This window comes from Stenotrophomonas sp. C9D9 (assembly GCF_056491205.1).
On the sequence record NZ_JBSZIF010000006.1, the window covers coordinates 449,951 to 468,806 of the forward strand.

The 18,856-nt window shown below is 67.4% G+C and carries 19 protein-coding genes; 11 read left to right on the forward strand and 8 right to left on the reverse strand.

Going from position 1 to position 18,856, the window contains the following annotated elements; all coding sequences use genetic code 11:
* Positions 1–373 precede the first annotated feature (373 nt).
* The 3 genes from ACXI0D_RS17540 to gspH are packed head-to-tail and all read right to left on the reverse strand — an operon-like array spanning position 374 to position 1,790.
* Positions 374–988, reverse strand: a complete 615-nt coding sequence (locus ACXI0D_RS17540) for a prepilin-type N-terminal cleavage/methylation domain-containing protein (protein ID WP_479642865.1) — start codon at positions 986–988, stop codon at positions 374–376.
* Positions 985–1,335 (reverse strand): type II secretion system minor pseudopilin GspI, encoded by a 351-nt coding sequence (gene gspI, locus ACXI0D_RS17545; protein ID WP_479642866.1) that lies wholly within the window; start codon positions 1,333–1,335, stop codon positions 985–987. Before gspI ends, ACXI0D_RS17540 begins: the two co-directional genes overlap by 4 nt.
* An 8-nt stretch (positions 1,336–1,343) precedes the next feature.
* Positions 1,344–1,790 carry a type II secretion system minor pseudopilin GspH gene (gene gspH / locus ACXI0D_RS17550; protein WP_458220061.1) on the reverse strand — a complete coding sequence of 149 codons (447 nt, stop codon included), beginning with the start codon at positions 1,788–1,790 and terminating at the stop codon, positions 1,344–1,346.
* A 103-nt stretch (positions 1,791–1,893) separates the two neighbouring features.
* Here gspH and ACXI0D_RS17555 point away from each other — a divergent pair, with 103 nt between their 5' ends.
* Entirely contained in the window at positions 1,894–2,370 is a 477-nt protein-coding gene (locus ACXI0D_RS17555; RefSeq protein ID WP_458220060.1) for a hypothetical protein, read from the forward strand.
* A gap of 100 nt (positions 2,371–2,470) precedes the next feature.
* On the opposite strand, the gene ACXI0D_RS17560 is transcribed toward ACXI0D_RS17555, so the two are convergent.
* Positions 2,471–2,806, reverse strand: coding sequence for a hypothetical protein (locus ACXI0D_RS17560; protein WP_049444737.1), 336 nt, complete (start codon positions 2,804–2,806; stop codon positions 2,471–2,473).
* 201 nt (positions 2,807–3,007) lie between these two features.
* Here ACXI0D_RS17560 and ACXI0D_RS17565 point away from each other — a divergent pair, with 201 nt between their 5' ends.
* The 6 genes from ACXI0D_RS17565 (at position 3,008) to ACXI0D_RS17590 (ending at position 9,792) form a co-directional block, all read left to right on the forward strand.
* Positions 3,008–4,624: a ShlB/FhaC/HecB family hemolysin secretion/activation protein gene (locus ACXI0D_RS17565; RefSeq protein ID WP_479642867.1), complete on the forward strand. Its 1,617-nt coding sequence runs from the start codon at positions 3,008–3,010 to the stop codon at positions 4,622–4,624.
* Positions 4,625–4,662: 38 nt separating this feature from the next.
* Positions 4,663–6,447: a DUF2341 domain-containing protein gene (locus ACXI0D_RS17570; protein ID WP_101765574.1), complete on the forward strand. Its 1,785-nt coding sequence runs from the start codon at positions 4,663–4,665 to the stop codon at positions 6,445–6,447.
* Between the two features lie 10 nt (positions 6,448–6,457).
* Positions 6,458–6,871 (forward strand): ExbD/TolR family protein, encoded by a 414-nt coding sequence (locus ACXI0D_RS17575; protein ID WP_005409874.1) that lies wholly within the window; start codon positions 6,458–6,460, stop codon positions 6,869–6,871.
* 39 nt (positions 6,872–6,910) lie between these two features.
* Positions 6,911–7,576, forward strand: a complete 666-nt coding sequence (tolA, locus tag ACXI0D_RS17580) for a cell envelope integrity protein TolA (protein ID WP_458220059.1) — start codon at positions 6,911–6,913, stop codon at positions 7,574–7,576.
* 42 nt (positions 7,577–7,618) lie between these two features.
* Positions 7,619–9,364, forward strand: coding sequence for a putative porin (locus ACXI0D_RS17585; RefSeq protein ID WP_049444729.1), 1,746 nt, complete (start codon positions 7,619–7,621; stop codon positions 9,362–9,364).
* Positions 9,365–9,462: 98 nt separating this feature from the next.
* On the forward strand, positions 9,463–9,792 hold the full coding sequence (locus tag ACXI0D_RS17590; protein WP_005409871.1) for a hypothetical protein: 330 nt from the start codon (positions 9,463–9,465) through the stop codon (positions 9,790–9,792).
* 94 nt (positions 9,793–9,886) lie between these two features.
* Here the strand turns inward: ACXI0D_RS17590 and ACXI0D_RS17595 are convergent, their stop codons facing one another.
* From ACXI0D_RS17595 to ACXI0D_RS17610, 4 genes are all read right to left on the reverse strand, one after another.
* The gene (locus tag ACXI0D_RS17595) at positions 9,887–10,285 is read right to left on the reverse strand and encodes an OsmC family protein (RefSeq protein WP_479642868.1); all 399 of its coding nucleotides are present in this window, start codon (positions 10,283–10,285) and stop codon (positions 9,887–9,889) included.
* Positions 10,286–10,402: 117 nt separating this feature from the next.
* Positions 10,403–11,044, reverse strand: a complete 642-nt coding sequence (locus ACXI0D_RS17600; protein ID WP_119006357.1) for a hydrolase — start codon at positions 11,042–11,044, stop codon at positions 10,403–10,405.
* Positions 11,045–11,098: 54 nt separating this feature from the next.
* Positions 11,099–11,779 carry a hydrolase gene (locus tag ACXI0D_RS17605; RefSeq protein WP_049444722.1) on the reverse strand — a complete coding sequence of 227 codons (681 nt, stop codon included), beginning with the start codon at positions 11,777–11,779 and terminating at the stop codon, positions 11,099–11,101.
* Between the two features lie 71 nt (positions 11,780–11,850).
* The gene (locus tag ACXI0D_RS17610; protein WP_049444720.1) at positions 11,851–12,717 is read right to left on the reverse strand and encodes a pirin family protein; all 867 of its coding nucleotides are present in this window, start codon (positions 12,715–12,717) and stop codon (positions 11,851–11,853) included.
* 151 nt (positions 12,718–12,868) lie between these two features.
* Here ACXI0D_RS17610 and ACXI0D_RS17615 point away from each other — a divergent pair, with 151 nt between their 5' ends.
* From ACXI0D_RS17615 to ACXI0D_RS17630, 4 genes are all read left to right on the forward strand, one after another.
* Positions 12,869–13,795 (forward strand): LysR family transcriptional regulator, encoded by a 927-nt coding sequence (locus ACXI0D_RS17615; protein ID WP_479642869.1) that lies wholly within the window; start codon positions 12,869–12,871, stop codon positions 13,793–13,795.
* A 185-nt stretch (positions 13,796–13,980) separates the two neighbouring features.
* The gene (locus ACXI0D_RS17620; protein WP_479642870.1) at positions 13,981–14,484 is read left to right on the forward strand and encodes an RNA polymerase sigma factor; all 504 of its coding nucleotides are present in this window, start codon (positions 13,981–13,983) and stop codon (positions 14,482–14,484) included.
* 82 nt (positions 14,485–14,566) lie between these two features.
* Positions 14,567–15,523, forward strand: coding sequence for a FecR family protein (locus ACXI0D_RS17625; protein WP_479642871.1), 957 nt, complete (start codon positions 14,567–14,569; stop codon positions 15,521–15,523).
* Positions 15,524–15,705: 182 nt separating this feature from the next.
* Positions 15,706–18,828, forward strand: coding sequence for a TonB-dependent receptor (locus tag ACXI0D_RS17630; RefSeq protein WP_479642872.1), 3,123 nt, complete (start codon positions 15,706–15,708; stop codon positions 18,826–18,828).
* Positions 18,829–18,856: the final 28 nt, after the last annotated feature.

The following is an 18,856-nucleotide window of genomic DNA, read 5'->3' on the forward strand; positions in this document are numbered from 1 at the left end:
GCCCCAGCCAGGACGGCACGGAGGGCAGGGAGCGGCCATCAGCGGTGAGGACCACCGATACAGCGCCGCCGGGTGCAGGAGAGCACCCGGCGGCAGGAGGGCAGGGGATCCACGCCATGCCTGGAGCAGGCTCTCCAGTAGATCCACGCCATGCGTGGATGGCTGGGCCAGCCTCAGTGCCGACCAACGGTCGGCACCCACCAGAGCAGGCTCCGCAGTAGAAGCAGCTCGGCAGTAGATCCACGCCATGCGTGGATGGCTGGGCCAGCCTCAATGCCGACCAACGGTCGGCACCCACCAGAGCAGCCTTGGCAGTAGAAGCAGCTCTGCAGTAGATCCACGCCATGCGTGGATGCGGTACCACGACCGAATCCTACAACTCCAGCACCCGCCGGTAGCTCAGCGGCCCATGCCCATCGCGCAGGCCAAACCGCAGCTCCAGCCCGGTGGCCGGCAGCACCTCGCCCTCGCTTGGCAGCGTCGCCCAACCGGCTCCGGGCTGCCAGGCGCGCACCTCGAATCGCTGCACATCCCTGGCCACCGCAATGCCCTTCGACGGCTCCGGTGCGGGCAGGGGATAGCGGTCCGTGGCCGCACCACTGGCCCGCCACAGCGTGCTTCCCTGTCGCCACCAGCGAACACGTTGCCAGCGCAACCCGTCGCTGCCCAAGCTGCGGGTGATCTCCAGCGCGAAGCTTCCATCCGGGTGGCGCTCGCTCACCAGTGAAGGGGGTAGCAGGCGCTGAGGCTGATCCGCCGGGCGTACTGCGCCATTCATCAGCGCATCGTCCGCGCGCATTTCGATATCGCGCTGGAACTGTTGCAGCACGCGCAGCGCCGTCGTGGTCTCGGCATCGGCCCGGCGCAGGCGCTGGTCGGTGCTGGCCACGCTGTCCAGCGCACGCCAGCAGATCAGTGCCAGCACGCCCATGATGGTGATCGCGATCATCACCTCGATAAGGGTGAAGCCGCGCGCGATCCGCTTCATTGCGTGGCGGTCCACGGCAGCTGCATCCGGGCCAGCGACTGCCGCGGTGCATCTTCGGCCACCACGCTCAGTTCCAGTTGCGGCTTGCTGTCGCTGCCGGTGCCGAGATGCTGCAGCACCAGGAACGTGCTGCGCCCCTGCACGCAGCGTAGTCGCGCATCCTGCGGCGGCTGCCCGGCCAGGCGTAGCTCCTGCCAGCGGTCCTGCGCGCACAACAGCGCCAGGCGACGGTCGCGCAGGCGCGACTGATCGTCGGTGGCCACCGCGACCGAGCGCATCACCGCAGCCAGCGCAATCGAAACGATCGCCAGTGCGATCAGCACCTCGATCAGGGTGAATCCGCGCATGTTCCGCTTCACTGCACGACCTGCAACTGTCCGCTGCCATCATCACGAAGACGCAGCTGGCGGCCCTGCAACGACAACGTCAGTTCCCATGCCACGCCGATCCACTCCGGGCTCAGTTCAATCGGCGTGGCCGGCTGCACCACGATGCCCGCCGGTTGCCAAGGCTGGGGGCGCAGCAGGTCGTCGCGCTGCACATCGACCCAACGGGCACCCTCGCGGCGGCTGAACCGGTAGCCGGCGGCGTCGGCCTGCCAGCGCAGGGGGCGGCCATCGATGCGGGCCTCGTCGCGCGCCACCTGCAGGCGCTGCGCCAGTCGCTCGCCTTCCTGCCGCAGCTGGCGCGCGGGGTCGAGCAGGCTGCCCAGGCCCAGGCCGATGCCCGCCGTGCAGATGCCGATGATCACCAGCACCACCATCAGTTCCAGCAGGGTGAAACCACGCGGCACGTGCTGCATCGACGTTGCCTCCTGTCCGGGTCGATGCCTGCCAGCGTAGGCCTGCATGATGAAACAAAAACGTCAGCGGCAGCTGCTAGCGTGGGCAGACACGAACGTGGCGATGGTGCGGAACATGGATGGCAGACGCTGGGATCGCAATCGCATACTGACGCTACTGGCGGCAACCCTGCTGCTGGCCGTGGTGGCCTATTGGGGCGTGACCCTGTCTGCGGTGGCGCCCACGGCGGCGGCCAGCGAAACGCACGCGGAGGCACCTGCACGCCCCCTGTTCGATGCGGTGGCCAGCCTGCCGCTGGTGCGGCTGCTGTCGCCTGGTGCGGTGCAGACCGAGGTGGTCGTGCTGGGCGTGATGGCCGGCGACCACGCGCCGCTGGCGCTGCTTTCGGTGGATGGTCGTCCTGCCGAAGCCTACGCGCCGGGCCAGCGGTTGGGGCCCTGTACGGTGCTGGCCAGCATCAGCGCCAACGCGGTGGAACTGAACCAGGCGGGGCAATCGCGCAGCCTGCCGGTGCCCGCGCTGCCGCCGGTACCGAGCGATGGCATCGTGCCGGCCGTTCCGCAGGGTGGCGCTCCGTAGCGCCGAGCCCACGCCCGGCTGCGTCTGGAAGAACAGTCGAGCATGGCTCGACTCTACAGAAACCTGCTGAGCGCGGGCCAGGCTCTACAGCTGCGCCGGTTCAGCGCGCCGGTCGCTGCGGCACCACCGACTGCCCGAAGGCATCACCCATGCGCTGTCGCGTGCCCTCCAGGTTGTACTGCATCAGCTGGTTGCCGGGCTGCCGCATCAGGCGTTCGGCTTCAGGCAGCGCCGGTGACTTCGCCGATTTCGGCACCGGGGCCAGTTTGCGTTGCAGGCACTCCCAGGCGGGGATGCGCTCGCCGTTGACCTGTACTTCGATGCACGGCGCGGCATCGTCCTGCTTCTTCGCCTCGTCGGCCCAGGCCGATGGCAACGCCAGCAACAAGGCAAGGGCGAGGGCAGGGCGAACGCCCGCCTTCAACGGCTCACTCATCTCGAATCTCCTGCGACAACCGACGCTCTGCAATGAAGACGTGTGGCGAGGGCAGTCTCCGCCCGCGAATGTTCCGGCGCTGTCAAAAGATGACAGTGCTGTCACAAAACTGTTGGCGGTTTTGACGCGACGTGCACGTCCTGTTGGTAGACCCACGCGCCGCTCCCTGGCCACTCCCTTCGATACGACGCGATGCCTTCGATGACTCCTGTTCCGTGCCGAGCCGTCCGCCTTCCGCTGCGCCTGCATCCGCTGGTGCTGGCCCTGGCCGCGATGCCGCTGCCATTGTTCGCGCAGGAGGCGGCGCCTGCGCCCAGCGTGAACATCAATGAATACATCGTGCGCGGCAACACCGTGCTCGATCCGCGCCAGATCGAACGCGCGGTGGAGCCGTTCCTCGGCCCGGGCAAGACCCTGGCCGATGTCGAGAAGGCGCGCGATGCGGTCCATGCGCTCTACCAGCAGGCCGGCTACCAGTCGGTCTACGTCGAGCTTCCCGAGCAGCAGGTCAGTGGTGGCGTGGTGCTGCTGAAGGTGCAGCAGACGCCGATCGGCCAGCTGCGCGTGGTCGGCACCCGCCACGAGTCGCCCGAACGCATCCGCGAACGCGTGCCGGCGCTCGCCGAGGGCAGGGTGCCTGATTTCGACCAGGCGCAGAAGGAACTGACCGCGCTCAATGAAGGCGGACGTCGCCAGGTGATGCCCCTGGTGCGCGAAGGCCAGGTGCCGGGCACGATGGATGTGGACCTGCAGGTCGAGGAGAAGTCGCCGTGGCGCGCCAGTGCGGCGCTCAACAACGACCACAGCGCCGACACCGAGAAGCTGCGCCTGAGTGCATCGCTGGCCTACGACAACCTGTGGAAGCGTGGGCACAGCGCCAACATCGGCGTGTACCTGGCGCCGGAAGACACGAAGCAGGCCAAGGTGTTCTCGGCCTCGTACACGATGCCGTTCGAAGGCACGCCGTGGAGTCTGGAAGCGTCCGGCTACAAGTCCGACAGCCGCGTGCTGAACGCGGGTGGGCAGGTGGGTACCGGCACCGGTACCAACGTGATCGGCAACGGTCACTCGATCGGCCTCAAGCTCAACTATCGCCTTGCCGGCAGCAGCCAGTGGTGGCGCCAGCTCAGCCTTGGTGTGGATTTCAAGGACACCGAGGAAGACACCCAGATGGGCAAGGACAGCCTGAAGACACCGTTGAAGTACGCGCCGATCACGCTGGCCTTCGTGGGCGTGCGCCAGGGCGAACAGGATCAGCTGAGCATCAATACCCAGCTGGTGGCCGGCACCCGCCGCCTGTTCGGCTACGGCAGCGACGCCACCGCCTTCGGCCAGAAGCGCTATTGGGCCGACCCGAGCTTCATGGCCTTCAAGGCCGACGTGGCCAACACCCATACCTTCGGCAACGACTGGCAGTGGTACGCGCGTGGCTCGCTGCAGGTGACCGACGCGCCGCTGGTGTCGGCCGAGCAGTTCGCCGCCGGTGGCATGTACACCGTGCGCGGCTATCTGTCGGCCGAGGCGATCGGCGACTACGGCGGCCTGGCCAGCCTGGAATGGCGCACCCCGGCGTGGTCGCTGTGGAGCGGCACTGATCTGCGCGTCTACAGCTTTGCAGACGCCGCCTACCTGCGCCTGCGCCAGCCACTGCCCGAACAGCGTGACAAGTACAACCTGGCCTCGGTCGGCCTGGGCGCGCAGCTGCGCCTGGGCGAGCACCTGCAGCTGCGCCTGGACTACGCCTGGCCCTATGCCGATGGCCCGGTCACGCGCAAGGACGACCCGCGCCTGCATTTCAACATCAGCACCAGTTACTGACCCTTCCCTTGAACATGCGTTCTCCGGAGACCCTTCGCATGGACCGTTTGCTTTCCCGAGTGTTGCTGCTGCTGGCCGCGCTGGTTGCGTTGCCTGCTGCTGCGGCCGATGCCAATTGGTGGCAGGCCGAATGGAAGTACCGCAAGCCGATCACTGTCGACGCCGGCCCCCAGGGCGCGGGCCTGGCCGGTGACCCGGGCCGCACGCCGCTGCTGCTGCGCCTGCATACCGGCAACTTCGGGTTCGACGGTACCCAGGACGCGGGCAATGACCTGCGTTTCGTGTCGGGCGATGGCCGCACCGTGCTGGCCCATCAGATCGAACAGTTCGATCCCAAGCTGGGCCTGGCCTTGGTCTGGGTGGACGTGCCGGCAGTCAGCGCCGCCGCGCCGCAGACGATCTGGATGTACTACGGCAATGAGAAGGCACCGGCCAGCGGCAACGGCCAGCAGGTGTTCGATCCGGATTACACGCTGGTCTACCACTTTGCCGAGGCCAATGCGCCGGCGCGCGACACTACCGCTTACGGCAACAACGCCGGTGCCGTCGTGCCGCCGTCCGAGGGCGCGGTGATCGGTCGTGGCGTGCAGCTGGGTGCGGGCCCGCTGCCACTGCCCGCCAGCGCGTCGCTGGCGCAGGAAGCGGGTGCGCCGCTCACCGTTTCGGCCTGGATCAAGCCGGGCGGCAACACTGCCGCGCAGGCGATCTACGCCCGTCGTGATGGCACGTCCGAGCTGGTGCTGGGTATCGAAAACCGGGTTCCGTTCGTGCAGCTCAACGGCCAGCGCAGTACGCCTGCGCAGCCGATTCCGGAAGGGCAGTGGGCGCACGTCGCGCTGACGGCGGAGAAGGGCGCGTTGCAGTTGTACCTCAACGGCCGTGTGGTGGCCCGGCTGAGTGGCGAGCTGCCGGCGCTGAGCACGGCGCCGGTGGTCGGCGCCGATGCCCCGGGTGCGGCGCAGCCGCTGGCCAACTTCGAAGGTGCGCTGGATGAGCTGCGCGTCTCGCGGGTGGCACGCCCGGCGGCGCTGCTGCTGGCGGATGCCACCGCGCAGGGCGCCGATTCGCGCCTGATCAGCTACGGTGCCGACGAGCAGTCGGCTGGCCAGAGCCACTTCGCCTTCATCCTCAAGGCGATGCCGTTCGATGCCTGGGTGGTGGTCGCCATCCTCGGCCTGATGATGCTGCTGTCGTGGGCGATCATGATCGCCAAGAGCCGCCACTTCGGCCGCACCAGCAAGGCCAATGCGGTATTCACCGAGAGCTTCGGCAAGCTGTCCGGCGTGCCGCTGCGCACCCTGTCGGACATGGATCGCCAGGGCAAGGCACCGACCGCCATGCACGATGGGTCGTTGTGGCGCATCTACCAGGTGGCCATCGATGAAATGCAGCAGCGCCACCAGCGCGACGGCAACAGTGGCTACCTGAGTGGCGCCACCATCGCCGCGATCCGCGCCTCGATGGATGCGGTGATGGTGCGCGAGCAGGAAGCGATGGCGCGACGCATGAACTGGCTGTCGACCACCATCGAAGGTGCGCCGTATGTGGGCCTGTTCGGCACCGTGATCGGCATCATGCTGGTGTTCGTGGTGGCGGCGATGGCCGGCGCGGTGGACATCAACTCGGTGGCGCCAGGCATGGCCGCGGCGCTGCTGTGTACGGCTGCCGGCCTCGGCGTCGCGATCCCGGCACTGTTCGGCTACAACTACCTGGGTGCGCGTGCCGAAGCGATCGGTGCGGACATGGCGGTGTTCATCGACGAGTTCGCCGCGCGCCTGGCCGAAGAGCAGGACGGGCGCGGCCCGGCCGCGGTCCAGGGCTGAGGGGCGCGCCATGGGCCAGAAGGCGAAGTTCGGCATCAAGAAGCGCGAGAAGGGCATCAACGTGACGCCCTTCGTCGACGTGCTGCTGGTGGTGCTGGTGATCTTCATCCTGACCAGCAACGCCTCCATTCCCGGCATCGAGGTCAACCTGCCGAAGGCCAGCAACAGTGTCGCGCTGGAGAAGCCGAAGACCAAGGCGATCACCATCGACCCCAGTGGCCAGGTGTTCCTGGATGCCTACCCGGTGACGATGGCCGAGCTGGAAGACCGGCTGCGTACCGAACGCGCGACCACGCCGGATTTCCCGGTGATCGTGCGCGGTGACGCGCAGGTGCAGTATGCCCGCGTGGTCGAGGTGCTGGACCTGCTGCGGCGCCTGGAGCTGGCCCAGGTGGGCCTGGTCACCGGCAAGGCGCAGGGCTGAGGCATGACGGCCCATCAACCCCCTCGACCGGAGCCCGGCATGCGCGGTCGCGCGTTGCTGGTGACCGTCGCGCTGGTGCTGGTCGCGTTGCTGGTGCTCGGCGTCGCACTGTGGTGGCTGCTGTTCAAGGACACCGCCAGCACCCGCCGGCCGGTGGTGCAGCCGCCGATGCTGGCGCTGCCACCCCCTCCGCCGCCGCCCCCGCCGCCCCCGGAAAAACCACCGGAGCCGGAGACGCCGCCGGAAGAGACGCTGCCCGAACCGGAGCCGCTGGATCAGCCGACGCCGGCCGAAGAGCCGACGCCGACACCGGATAACAGCGATCCGGTGACGATGAATGCCGATGCGCAGGCCGGCGGAGACAACTTCGGCATCCAGTCCGGCAGTGGCGGCGGTTCATCCGGCGTCGGCCGTGGTGGTGCTGGCAACGCCACCTACGGTCGCTACCTGGGCTACCTGATGCAGCAGGCGATCTCGCGCGACGACAAGGTCAAGCGCCTGGCATTCCAGCTGCAGGTGAACGTATGGCTGGCCAGCGATGGCCGTCTGGAGAAGGTCGAGCTGGTACGCGGCAGTGGCAACGAGGAGGCCGACGCGGCCGTGCTCGATGCCCTGCGTCGCATCGGCAAGGTCGACCAGGCACCGCCGCCGTCGCTTGATTTCCCCGCCCGCGTCCTGATCCAGGGCCGCCGGCCCGGGGCCTGATTCCCGACCTCCGTGATTTCCCTTCTTTCGATGAGAACCGTGATGAACGACCACGTCCGCGCACGAACCGACTCCCGCCGCCCGCGGCCGGCCCGACGGGCGCTGCTGTGCTGCGCCGTGCTGCTCAGCCTGGCCGCCCCGGCCGGTGCGATGGCCGCCGAAACCACCATGGTCAAGCTGATCAAGGGCCTGATCGCCAGCGGCGCACTGAAACCCGAAGACGGGCAGGCGCTGCTGGTACAAGCCGAGGCCGAAGCAGCGGCCGCACAGCGCACTGCAGCCACGGGCAGCGCCGCCGCCAGCGGTGGCGTGGCCCTGGAGGCTGGTGACGTGCGCGTGCCGTACGTGCCGCAGAGCGTGCGCGACGGTATCCGTGACGAAGTGCGCCAGGACGTGATGGCGCAGGCCAAGTCCGAAGGCTGGGCGGCACCGAACGAAGTGGCCGAGTGGACCAAGCGCATCAAAGTTACCGGTGACATGCGCGTGCGCAGCGAGTCGCGCTTCTTCTCCGAACGCAACAGCGACATCGTGAGCAACTGGTCGTCGATCAATTCCGGCAACGGTTTCGACACCAACACCAACACCAACCTGCAGCTGCCGCCGCTGCTGAACACCCGCCAGGACCGCCGCAACCTGTGGCGCATCCGCGCCCGCCTCGGCATCGAGGCGATGATCGGGCAGCACACCACGGCCGGCGTGCGCCTGGCCAGCGGCAGCAGCAATGGCCCGGTGTCGACCACCGAGCAGCTGGGTGGCGGCCTGAGCAAGAAGGACGTGTGGCTGGACCAGGCCTGGCTGGCCTACAGCCCGGCAGACTGGGTGACGGTGCGTGGCGGCCGCTTCGGCAATCCGTTCTGGACCAGCGACACGCTGTTCTCCAACGACCTCAACTTCGATGGCCTGGCCGCCAACCTCAATTATGACTTCGACGGTGGCGACCTCGACCTGTTCGGTAACCTCGCGGTGGTGCCGCTGGAATACACCTCCGACAGTTCGCCCAGCCAGAGCCGGGTCAAGACCCCGAACGAGAACAAGTGGCTGTCCGGTGCGCAGGTGGGCGTGAACTGGCGCTTCAACGACGACAACGCGCTGCGCGCGGCGCTGGGTTACTACGACTTCAAGAACATCAGCGGCCGCCTGTCCTCGCCGTGCGCACTGTATGCGGGTGCGGTGGGCTGCGACACCGACTGGTCGCGCCCGGCGTTCATGCAGAAGGGCAACACGCTGATGCTGATCCGCGACATCGCGCGCAATCCGCTGGACCCGGCCAACACGCCCACCCCGCAGTATGTCGGCCTGGCCTCGGCGTTCCGCCTGGCCACGCTGAACCTGCGCTGGGATACGCAGCTGGCCCAGGGCGTCGGCCTGCGCCTGGATGGCGACTACATCCGCAACCTGGCCTACGACAAGCAGGCCATGTTCAATCGTGCCAACAACGGCATCGTCAACAACTACGGCGCCGGTGGCACCGCCAGCATCGATACCTTCCGCAGCGGCGACACCGCGTGGATGGTGCAGGCCACCTTCGGTGCCACCGAGCTGAAGGAGAAGGGCCAGTGGCAGGCGCTGCTGGGCTACAAGCACATCGAGGCCGACGCGCTGCCCGATGCCTACAACGACCCGAACTTCCACCTCGGCGGCACCAACGCCCGCGGCTACTACGTCGGCGGTGCCTATGCGCTGGATGCGCGCAGCTGGATCAGTGGCAAGTGGATGGCGGCCAAGGAAGTGTCCGGTGCACCGCTGTCGATCGACGTGTTCCAGCTGGAGTTCAATACCGGGTTCTGAGTGGCCGGCGTGATGCGGATCACGTAGTACGTGGCGGGGGCGCAGCGATGCGCCCGTCTAAGGAAAGGAGACCACGCGTTGTTCAAAAGGAGGAGTGGATGAGCCGTCGCAAGCTGTTCGAGAGTCCCGAACCGTCCAGCCAGATGCTGGGTGTTGGACCGGCCTATGTTTCAGTGGAGGGCCTGCGCCAGCACCTGGCCGAGTTCCTGCTGTATGCGGGCCGGCCGGTGGTGATCATGCGCGGGCGCAGCGAAGTGGGCTATTTCCTGCCGGCGCGCTGCTGGCGCCAGCGTGACGATGATCCGCTGGCGGCGGCTGCCGCCGACCAGCTGCTGGATGCGGCCGGGTTCCAGGCCGAGGACATCCAGCAGGTGGAGCAGGAATTCAACGCGATGCGCCAGCGCACCGTGCTGCATTCACGGCGCTGAGCCTTCGGTAGAGCCGGGCTCATGCCCGGCTTCCAGCCCAGGAGCTGAACATGGGCGTGGCTCTACAGTAGATCCACGCCACGCGTGGATGGGGTTACGCTGCTACCCCGCGCTCACTGGTGATGCGTGCACCTTCGCGCATCACCAGCGTCACCGGGGTCTTTTCCACCACCTCCAGCAACCGCTGCCACTGCGCATCGCTCAGCTCGGCGCTGGCATGCAGCACGCGGTGCACGTGGAAGCGTCCATCCTCATCACGTTCCGAGCGCAGCTCGGCATGGAACTCGCCCAGTTCCCAGCCCTTGCGCTGTGCATACATGCGCAGGGTGATGGCGGTGCAGGCCGCCAGCGAGGCCAGGTACAGATCGAACGGGGCGAAGCCCTTGCCCCGGCCGCCCAACGATGCCGGCTCGTCCGCATCCACATCAAAGCCGCCATTGCTGATGTGGTGCAGGTAGTTGTCGCCGGTTGAAACAATGCGTGCGTAGGCCATCAGGGTCTCCTGCAATCTGTAGAGTCGAGCCATGCTCGACCAACCCAACTGTAGAGTCGAGCCATGCTCGACTGCTTCAAAAGACGGCGCGGGCTACCTGCCTGCGCCGCCACGAATTCACTCGGTACGATCGTACGAGAACTGGATGCCCGCCGTACCCCCGGTTTCAATGAAGAGGTTCATGAACGCGGGGACCGTTTCCGAACGCGCCCAGTCGCGCTGCAGCTCGCAGAACAGCTGCGGCACGCTGATCAGCTGGCCACCGGCCTGTTCGATGCGGCGCAGTGCCGCGTCATGCGCCGCCAGCGAGGTACCGCCCACGGCGTCGACCACCACATACACCTCATAGCCTTCCTTCAACGCATCCAGGGCCGGGAAGGTCAGGCACGCCTCGGTCCACAGCGCGGTCATGATCAGCTTGCGGCGGCCGGTGGCTTCCACCGCCCTGCGGAACTCGACGTCCTCCCAGGAGTTGATGGTGGTGCGGTCGTAGGTGGGGTAGTCGCCCAGCACCTTGCGCAGCTGTGGAATCGGCGGCTTGTTCAGGCCGGTCTTGACGTTCACCGTCGAATGCACGATCGGCAGACCGTAAGCCACAGCGGCCCTGGCGGTGCCGACGATGTTGTTGACCAGCAGCTGGCGGTCCATCGAGGCGATGGAGTTCACCTGCACCGGCTGGTAGTCGATGATGATGAAGGTGGAATTCTGCGGCGTCAGCAGATGATCGCTGGCCGGGTCTCGGATCGGTTCACTGGACATGATGGGTCTCCGGTTGAAAGGAGTGCCGACAGCGGGCTGGCACCCGGGGGCAGCTCAGCTGCGCTGCGAATCCAGCTGCTCCTGGTTCTTCTGCACGTCCTGCGCCTTCAGGTAGCTTTCGATCAGCAACTGGTAGTTCGGGAAGATCTTCGTGTAGACCTCGGCCCACTGCTGGGCATCGTCGCGGTTCCAGGTGCGCTGGATCTCCGAGGCCACCGCAGCGGTGTCCATCGGTACCACGCCGGCCTGCACCACGCGGGCCAGGGTGATCTCTTCGGCCATCTTCGAATAGGTGCCCGAGGCATCGATCACCGCGAACACCTGGTAGCCATCGGCGACGGCGGCGATCGACGGGAAGGCCATGCACACGCTGGTGATGGTGCCGGCAATGATCAGCTGCCTGCGGCCGGTGGCCTTCACCGCAGCAACGAATTCCGGGTTGTCCCAGGCGTTGATCTCACCCTTGCGCGCCACGTACTGGGCATGCGGGGCTGCGTCGTGGATCTCCGGGATCAGCGGCCCGTTCGGGCCCTGCGGGACAGAGGCGGTGGTGATCACTGGCATCTTTGCCAGCGTGGCCATCCTGGCAAGCGCGGTGGCGTGGGCGCGCACGCTGGTGAACGGCAGGTCACCGATGGTCTGGAACAGGCCGCTCTGGTGGTCGATCAGCAGCATCGCGGCGTTGTCCGGATCGATCACCGGGCGGGTACCGTTGAAGTTGGCGGGGGTACTCATGGTCAGTCTCCTGGGGAAGTGGGCGATGGCCCGGTGGCTGCGGCGGGTCGAAGCCCGCCGCATTGAGGTGTTCAGTACGCGATCCGGCCGAAGCGGCCGCTGTTGAAGTCGTTGACCGCCTGCGCGATCTCGGCCTGGCTGTTCATCACGAAGGGGCCATAGCCCACCACCGGCTCGTCGATCGGCTCACCGCTGAGCAGCAGCACGGTGGCGTCGCTGTCGGCGTCGACGAACACGTCCTCGCCGCTGCGGTCGAAGGTGACCAGCTGCGCCTCGCCGACCGGCTGGCCGCCGTTGATCCGGACCGTGCCCTTCAGTACTACCAGCGCCAGCGTGCGGCCATCGGCCACCGGCAGTTCGGCGTGGTGGCCCTGCTGCAGGCGGATGTCCCAGACATCCATCGGCGTGTGGGTACGCGCCGGGCCGGCGTGGCCGTCGAAGCGGCCGGCGATGACCCGCACGCGTCCGGCGCCGTCGGCCAGATCCACCGAGGGAATGTCTGCATCGAGCAGGGTCTGGTAGCCCGGTGCACCCATCTTGTCCCGGGCCGGCAGATTGACCCACAGCTGCACCATGTCCAGCGTGCCACCGCGCCTGCTGAATTCCGGCGTATGGAACTCCTCGTGGAGGATCCCGGAGGCCGCGGTCATCCACTGCACGTCACCCGGGCCGATGGTGCCGCCGGCCCCGGTCGAATCGCGGTGGGCGACCTCGCCCTCATAGACGATGGTGACCGTCTCGAAACCGCGGTGCGGATGCTGGCCGACGCCACGCGGCGTATCGCTGGGCGCGAAGGTGTAGGGGCCGGCGTAGTCCAGCAGCAGGAACGGGCTCAGGTGCTGGCCGTGGGTGTTGTAGGAAAACATCGAGCGGGCGGGGAATCCGTCGCCCACCCAGTGCGGGCGGGGGGCGCTGTAGGTGCCGGTGACACGCTTCATGGCGATCTCCTGGCCGGGGCTGCCGGCCGCTGTTCTTCGTTGCGGGAGACGATATCGCCGCGACAATAGGGTCGGTAGACGTCAATATTTGCCGTCATAGTCCTATCTGGTGAACAATGGGTGCGCGCCGTGCGCCACAGGAGATCGCCCCGTGTTCATCGCTGATATCCGCCGTTGCGACCTCAACGACCTGTTCTATTTCGCCATGGTGGTCGAGCACGGTGGCTTCTCGCAGGCCGGCCGGGCGCTGGCGATGCCGAAGTCGAAACTGAGCCGGCGCATCGCGCTGCTGGAGGAACGCCTGGGCGTGCGGCTGATCCAGCGTTCGACCCGGCGCTTCTCGGTCACCGAGGTCGGCCAGGACTACTACCGCCATTGCAAGGCAATGCTGGTCGAGGCTGAAGCAGCCGAAGAAGCCATCGCGATGTCACGCGCCGAGCCCCGCGGCACGATCCGCCTGGCGTGCCCGATCGCGATCCTGCACGCGCGCATCGGCCCGATGCTGGCCGACTTCCTGGCCCTGCACCCGCAGGTGACGGTGCAGCTGGACGCCACCAACCGCCGCGTGGACGTGGTGGGCGAGGGCGTGGACGTGGCGATCCGGGTACGGCCGCCGCCACTGGAGGACAGCGACCTGGTGGTGCGCGTGCTGGCGCGCCGGGTATGGTGCACCAGTGCCAGCCCGGCGCTGCTGCAGCGGCTGGGTACGCCGCAGGTGCCGGCCGACCTGGCAATGATGCCGACCGTCGACCTGGCCTCGCCCAGCCAGCAGCATGCCTGGGAGTACACCGGGCCGGACAACGTGCAGGCCAGCGTGCATCACCGCCCGCGGCTGGTCAGCGATGACATGATCGCGCTGCGCGCAGCGGCGGTGGCCGGGGTCGGGCTGTTGATGTTGCCGCGGATGATGATCACCGACGAGCTGGACAGGGGGGCACTGGTGCCGGTGCTGCCGGGGTGGGTGCCCAAGCACGGCATCGTGCACGCGGTGTTCCCATCGCGGCGCGGCCTGTTGCCCGCCGTGCGTGCGCTGATCGACTACCTCGCCGAGCGTTTCGAGGCGCTGGACGAACCGTAGGCTCCGCATCCACGCATGGCGTGGATCTACCGGATCCGCCACCGCCTGGTAGATCCACGCCCTGCGTGGATGATCCTGGTGCCGCGCGACCGGCCTTCGCTTGCCGCCTGCTGCCGTGCAGCCCACAATCCACGTCCGGACCGTCGCCATCACGCCCATCATTCCCCGGTCCGGCCTTGGCACCTATGTCTCCCAATGCCCTGGCGCTGGTCGAGCTGCTGATCCGCGAGCGCCGTGCGTTGTCTCGCTTCATCGCGCGCTACCTCGACCCGGCCAGTACCGAGGACACCCTGCAGAACCTGTACCTGAAGGCCAGCAGCGTGCCCGGTGATCCACCGATCCTGGAGCCGCGCGGCTATCTGTACCGGATGGCCTATCACCATGCGCTCAACCGCAGCCAGGCCGACGCCCGCGAGCGGCGCGCGATGGCCGAGTACGCCACCGACATGGCCGAGGCGGGCCACGACGGAGAGGCCCGGGCGCTGGACCAGGCACAACTGCGCGAGATCACCCAGACCATCCTCGCGCTGCCGGGGCAGGTCCGCGAGTGCTTCGTGCTCAACCGCTACCTGGGCCTGAGCGAACGCGAGATTGCCGCGCGCCTGGGAATCTCCAAGAGCCTGGTCGGCAAGCATGTGCTGCGCGCCGCGCTGTTGATCCAGCAGCATCAACAGGGAGCGCGCCGATGACCGGCGTTTGCCGTGGGCAGATCGCGCCCGCCGTTGTCACAACAGGAAAGCGCACCCGTTCGCGGTGCGGCAGGCCACAACCATGACCACGTCCGAACCCTCGCCGCGTCAGGCCAGGCAGGCGTTGCGCTGGGTGATCCGGTGCAGTGCAGGCCCGCTGCCGGAACGCCAGCAACGAACCCTGCAGCGCTGGCTGCAGGCCGATCCGCGCCACGCGCTGGCCTGGCGCCAGCAGCAGGCGTTCTGGCAGGGGCTGGATGCCGCCGGGCCCGACGTGCTGGCGGCGCTGCCCGGGTTGACGGCTGATCGCCAAGGGCTGCGTCCGATCACGCCGCGCCGCCGCCTGCCGTGGCTGCTGGCCAGTGCTGCCGCGGTGGTGCTGATGGTTGCCGCTGCGCCGCACGCGCTGCTGCTTGCTCGTAGTGACCTGCGCAGCAGCGATGCGCCGCGCGTGGTGCAGCTGGACGACGGCAGCACCGCCGTACTCGACGCCGGCACAGCACTGGCGATCGAGTTCGATGGCCAGCAGCGCCACCTGCGCCTGCTGCGCGGCCAGGCCTGGTTCCAGGTCGCGCACGAGGCTCGCCCGTTCCAGGTCGAGGCGGCGGGCGGCGTGGTCCGTGACATCGGCACCGCCTTCAGCGTGTCGATGCTGGATACCACGGTCACCACCCAGGTCAGCGAGGGTGTAGTGGATGTGCGCCCGGGCGATGGCAGCGTGCAGCGCCTGCATGCCGGACAGGCACGCGTGTTCCGTGACGGGCGCTGGCTGCAGCCGGTGCAACTGGAAGATCCGGAGAGCATGGCGCCATGGCGGCGTGGCGAGGTGGTGATCGATGATCAGCCGGCCGCGCAGGCCATCGCCGATCTGGCGCGCTACCGTCGTGCGCCGGTCTGGGTACTGGGCGGGCAGGGTGCACGCGTACGGGTCAGTGGCCTGTTCCATCTGCAGCAACCGGAGAACGCCATCGACGCGGTGGCCGCGCAGGCGGGACTGCGCGTGCAGCGCCTGCCTGGCGGCGCGATGGTGCTGTGGTGAGGTGCAGCCGGTTGATGGCAGAAAGCGCCGCATGAAAAAAACATGAAAAAACCGTGGGCACTCGCCGTGCCCCGTTGTCTATAGAGGTATAGCCAGAGCGAAACACCGTTTTTCCTCAAGCCAGACACACCACCGGCACCGGATGTGCCGATGGTCCCGCCCCGCTTGAGGAGTTCCTGTCCATGCCGTCCACGGCATCCGCCTGTCATCGCCGCGCCACTGTCCTGGCCCTGGCCATCTCCACCGCATTGCTGCCGCTGGCCTGTGTGCCGGCCGTGCAGGCGCAAACGGCGATCGTCGCGCCACTGCGCCAGTACACCATTCCGGAACAGCCCCTCGCTGATGCTGTGCGTGCCTTTGGCCGCCAGGCCGATGTGCAGGTGGTGTTCCGCAGTGATCTGGTGGAAGGCCGTCGCTCCAGCGCGGTGAGTGGCGAGTACAGCCAGATGCAGGCCCTGCAGCAGCTGCTGCGCGGCAGCGGCGTGCGTGCGCAGCGCGGCATGGACGGCACCTGGAGCCTGCGTGCCGCAGCGGAGTCGGGTGAAGGGGAAGGGGTGCGGGTGACCGAAACACTGGACGTGGCCGGTCGCCTGCAGTCGGAAGGGGGCGAGGCCCGCGATCGGCGCGGCTACGATGATGTGTTCGCGCTGGACCTGACCACGGCGTATTCGGGGCGCGACCGGGTGGAGCGCTACCGCGGCTCCAACCCGGCCGACGTGGTCAAGGATCTGGTCGGCGTGTTCAGTGGCGATGCGCGCAACAGCGGCGCGCTGGACATCAACATCCGCGGCATCCAGGGGCCGGGGCGGGTGCCGGTCAGCATCGACGGTGGCGAGCAGGCGCTCACGGTCTGGCGCGGCTACAACGGCGTCAGCAACCGCAACTACATCGATCCCAACCTGATTGGTGGCATCCAGGTCATCAAGGGGCCAGGGCTGGTGCGCGATGTGCACAGCGGGATCGGTGGCGCGCTGGTGATCAAGACCATCGACGTCGATGACATCGTGGAAGCGGGTGAGCGCTTCGGCGGGGAGCTGAAGATTGAAGGCAGCAGCAATGCGGTGGCGCCGCGCCTGCCTCGCCTGCACACCGGCGAAGATTACCGCACGGTGCCGGGGTTCCCGCAGGGCTCGCCGAACTCGCCCTACGACGACCGCACCCTGGTGGTGCCGGTGAAGTCGCGCAGTGGCAACAACCCCTTCGATGGCGAAGACCAGGCCTGGCGCCTGGCGCTGGGCGTGCGTGGCGACAACGTCGACCTGATGGCCGCCTATGCCTGGCGCAAGCGCGGCAACTACTTCTCCGGCAGCAAGGGCAGCGGCTACTACGACCAGGACCGGCGCGAGCAGTTCGAGTACCAGGGCATCGACTACATCACCACGCTGGCGCGCTACTTCAAGCCGGGCGATGAAGTGCCCAATACGTCCAGCGAACAGGAATCGTGGCTGGTCAAGGGCAGCTGGCAGATCAACGACGACCAGCAGTTGAAGGCCACCTGGCGGCGCACGCTGTCGCACTATGGCGAGATCATGCCGTCGCGAATCCTGTCGGCGCCGGACTATGGGCGCATCCAGTGGCCTCTCAGTCGGGTTGCGTCCGATGCGTGGAACCTGGAGTACCGCTTCCAGCCGGCCGGCAGCCGTTGGCTTGATCTGTACGCCAACCTGTGGCGCACCGAGACGGACAGCGATACCTACACCGCCGGTGGGTTTCCCAATTTCGCACCGGGTAATCCGGCGTGGAATCCCGGGGTCAGCCCGATCCTGCGCAACACCGCACTGGCCAATGCGCGCAATGACCGTACCGGGCTGACCCTGAGCAACCGCTTCGCGCTGCATTCCACGCTGGACCTGACCGTGGGCGGCAACTGGCAGTACGAGAAGCTGGGTTCGCGCGACCCGTACTTCGGCACGACCGATGGATGGCGCATGTTTCCGCGTGCTGGCCGGCGCCAGGAGGGCGAAGGCTATCTCAACCTCGAATGGCGTCCGGTCGATTTCCTGACCCTCAACGCCGGCGTGCGCTACAGCCGTTACTGGGCGTTCGACGACTTCCTGCAGGCCCACCCGGAGCTGCTGACCAAGGGCGTGGGCAGCAAGGAGGCCACCTACCGGACCAATGAGCTGCCCGAGCGGCCGGCCAGCCTGCAGGCGGAGATCGATGCACTGGAGGCCGAACGCGAGTTCTGGGAGAGCATCGGCATGGGTTCGGTGATTGACGATGCACTGCATGGTCTGCTGGCGTACTACGAGACGCCGCAGGCGGTGGAACACCGGCTTCCGTGGATGCCCGATGCCAATGGCAACTATGCCCGTGCGACCAACCCCTGTCTCAACGGCGAGGTGGCGGGCATACCTGGCGTGCTGCCGATCTACCCCGGCAGCGACCTGGTCTGCACTATCGGCAACACCATGCAGTCGCGGCCGGTGGACGGGCGCAACGACCGCCGCCGCGATCACGCGTGGTTGCCCACTTTCTCGGCCACGGTGAACCTGTTCAAGGCCGCGCGCGTCTACCTGCGCTACAGCGAAGCAGTGCGCTTCCCCAGCATGTTCGAAAGCACCATCGCTTTCTCCAGCAGCCTCAATCCGCTGTACACGCTCAAGCCTGAGCATGCCTACAACTACGAGCTGGGCTACGTACACAACCTGTCGGGCCTGTTCGGAAACACCGCCGATGCCGACGTCAAGCTGGCCTACTACGTGCACAAGACCCGCAACGTGATCGAGCGCGACGCCTACTTCCTGTTCGACAACATCGACAAGCAGACCATCCGCGGCATCGAGCTGCAGGCACGCTTCGACAACCGGCGCTTCTTCACCGACCTGGGTATTTCGCGCACGCTGGAAAACGAGGTATGCGACGAAAGCACGGCCGTGCTGCTGGATGCCAACCGTGGCCTGGTGCCGAACTGCGTGCAGGACGGTTTCGTCAGTGGCTACCTGCTGACCCAGGCGATTCCGAAGTTGTCGGTGAACCTGTCGCTCGGTACGCGCCTGTTCGATGAACGGTTGGAACTGGGCAGCCGCATCGTGCACTACCAGCGCCACGAAAACCCCGATCTACAGGCCTACCGCGACCGGTTGCTGGCCGGTGGCAGCAGCCTGCTGTGGCAGAACGTGCCGTTCACCTGGGGCAACATCACCACCGTCGATGCATACGCGCGCTGGCGCTTCAACGAGCACGCCAGCGTCGAGCTGGTGGGCAGCAACCTCGGCAACCGCTACTACGTCGACCCGGCCACGCGCTCCACGCTGCCGGCGCCGGGCCGCACACTCAAGCTCGGCATCACCGCGCGCTTCTGACCTCCCGCTTTCAAGCGTTGTACCCGTA